Raw genomic sequence first — 2,926 nt, forward strand, 5'->3', positions numbered from 1 at the left:
AGACAGTTGAGGAAGGAATTGGAACTCACCTTGGAGCGGCTGCCCCAAATTCTTAATAAAGTTTAAATGCTGGATAGAGAAGAGTAGACGCAGACGGATCCCCAACCGTTATCTGGGTAGGATATAAGATTCTATAGAATCCGTATCTGATGAGTGTATGAAGAAATTCATAAAATAGAGTGGTACCGCGCAAGACAAGTATATTTTAGTCTTTCGTCTCTAAATGACAACAGGATTGTCAGGAGACGAAAGGCTTTTTTGTTTCCAAAAATACGTTGTTATCTAACATTTAACAATTGCAGACGATTATCAACATATAAATGGAACAAATGGAAATGCATTGCTTCAAAAGTCAAAAACTCTGCTGCAGTCACCAAATGGATGCGCCAGCGAGTCTGTATGGCTCATTGCCCACAGGAATAAAGCAATGCTGTCAAAGCCAAGAAGAAAAGGAGATCAGAAATATGAAAAACGTGAATAAGTACACAAGGCAGTATTTTATGCCGCCGGTAAATGCAATGAACTGGGCAAAGAAAGAATATATTGAAAAAGCGCCAATCTGGTGCAGTGTTGACTTAAGAGATGGGAATCAGGCACTGATCGTACCCATGTCGTTAGATCAGAAGATTGATTTTTTCAAATTACTGGTAAAAGTCGGTTTCAAAGAAATTGAAGTTGGTTTTCCGGCAGCCTCAGATACAGAATATCAGTTTTTGAGAGCTTTAATTGAGAAAAATTTAATTCCGGATGACGTAACCATTCAGGTACTGACACAGGCGAGAGAGCACATTATCCGTAAGACCTTTGATGCATTAAAAGGAGCAAAAAAAGCAGTTGTCCATGTATATAACTCTACTTCTTATGCGCAGAGAGAACAGGTATTCAAGAAATCAAAAGAAGAAATACTGAATATTGCAGTGGAAGGTGCGGCATTATTAAAGAAACTGGCAGCAGAAACGGAAGGGAATTTTTCTTTCGAATACAGTCCGGAGAGCTTTACGGGAACAGAAGTGGAATATTCGCTGGAAGTATGTAATGCAGTTTTGGAAGTCTGGCAGCCAACCCCTGACAATAAGGTGATCATCAATCTGCCTAGTACCGTACAGCACTCCATGCCCCACATTTACGCAAGCCAGATTGAATATATGTGCGATAACATGAAATACCGCGAAAATGTAATTGTCTCCCTGCATCCCCACAATGACAGAGGATGCGGTGTATCAGATGCGGAATTGGGTATTCTGGCAGGTGCCGACAGAATCGAAGGTACACTGTTCGGTAACGGAGAACGTACCGGTAATGTGGACATCGTAACACTGGCAATGAATATGTATTCCCAGGGTGTAGATCCGGAACTTGACTTTAGCAATATGCCGGCAATCTGTGACGCATATGAAGAGTTTACCGGAATGAAGATCGATATGAGAAGCCCATACAGCGGCGCACTGGTATTTGCAGCATTCTCCGGTTCCCATCAGGATGCAATTGCCAAGGGTATGAAATACCGTGAAGACCATGACTGTGATCAGTGGACAGTTCCATACCTGCCAATTGATCCTACGGATGTGGGAAGGCTCTACGAAGCAGATGTTATCCGCATTAACAGCCAGTCCGGAAAAGGCGGTATCGGATATATTCTGGAACAGAATTTCGGCCTGAACTTACCGGCAAAGATGAGAGAAGCCATGGGATATGCGGCAAAATCTGTATCAGACGAACAGCACAAAGAACTTATGCCGGAAGAAATCTTCCAGTTGTTCAAGGACAAATTCGAAGACATTGCAACGCCTTACGATATTACGGAAGTACATTTCAAGCAACATAATGGCATCATAGCAGAGGTTGTTGTAAATGTAAACGGAGAAAGCCGCACTGCAATCGCAGCCGGAAACGGACGTCTGAACGCAGTAAGCAATGCACTGAAGAAACAATTCCGCCTGGAATACGATTTAATCACTTACCAGGAGCATGCATTGGAACAGAGCTCCAGCTCCAAAGCGATTGCTTATGTGGGAATCCGCAATAAAGACGGCATACTTTTCTGGGGGGCAGGCGTAGACCAGGATATTATCCAGGCATCCATTCATGCATTAGTTACCGCAATTAATAATATGGTGGCAGAATAAATATAATCTAATCGCTACAATTCATGATGTTATGGCTGATCTATAGAATTCAGTCTCTGCAATTCATGATATAATGGCAGATTAGTGGCAGAAAAAAGCATATTGCCGCAATGATTAAAAAACATTATATATTTGAATTAGAAAAGCCTTGATATCTATGATTAATTTCATAAATATGCAAGGCTTTTTCTATGCCGGGCAATTAAGTCTGGCATATTGAAATATGTAATAGAATACAATAATGATCAGATGAGTCCATTATCTTTGCAGAGTGCTTCTATACTGCGGTCATAGGTAGCTTCTGCTTCTGCTGAAAAAAAGCATCCGGGCACTCCTTCGTTGTGATCCCGGTGATGTGCCACACACTCACAGCATTTACCGTGACGAGGGCAGTCATATGTACAGGTACAAGGTTTTTTATTCGTACAACCCATTAAAATAGTCCTCCTTATCTTTAGTGGCTATATTTTATCAGTAATGTAAAGAAAAAGCAAGTTCGCAATGGCAGACCAATTCCATGCCTGATCAATAACCAGGGATAACCAGGCATATGGGAATATACAGTACGCTGAAAGCAATTTTCAAATGTGCATTTAATATAAATAGAGAGGAGCAGCAGGCTCCTCTCTGATAAAATATTTATTTGCTTTTGTTTACGAAAGATTCGCAGTCTGTACATTCGATTTTAGTTGGGTTTGATTCGTGTGTTCCAACTTTAATAGCGTTAAGTGTGCAGTAGTTTTCTGTTTCAGCATGATGAGTACAGTTGTTTACGGAACATTTAATAGATTCGTTTTTCA

Annotated in this window: 3 protein-coding genes; 1 reads left to right on the forward strand and 2 read right to left on the reverse strand. The window is 41.0% G+C overall.

The features are described from left to right. The first annotated feature begins 464 nt into the window (after positions 1 to 464). Complete coding sequence (locus ACH2DQ_RS03890) at positions 465 to 2,126, forward strand: 2-isopropylmalate synthase (protein WP_394915626.1); 1,662 nt, start codon at positions 465 to 467, stop codon at positions 2,124 to 2,126. 245 nt (positions 2,127 to 2,371) lie between these two features. On the opposite strand, the gene ACH2DQ_RS03895 is transcribed toward ACH2DQ_RS03890, so the two are convergent. Beyond that, the gene (locus ACH2DQ_RS03895) at positions 2,372 to 2,560 is read right to left on the reverse strand and encodes a hypothetical protein (protein ID WP_394915627.1); all 189 of its coding nucleotides are present in this window, start codon (positions 2,558 to 2,560) and stop codon (positions 2,372 to 2,374) included. Between the two features lie 205 nt (positions 2,561 to 2,765). Beyond that, the coding region (locus ACH2DQ_RS03900) for a DUF1540 domain-containing protein (protein WP_395025647.1) at positions 2,766 to 2,926 on the reverse strand (161 nt) is incomplete at its 5' end.

The sequence above is a fragment of the Robinsoniella sp. genome (genome assembly GCF_034124845.1).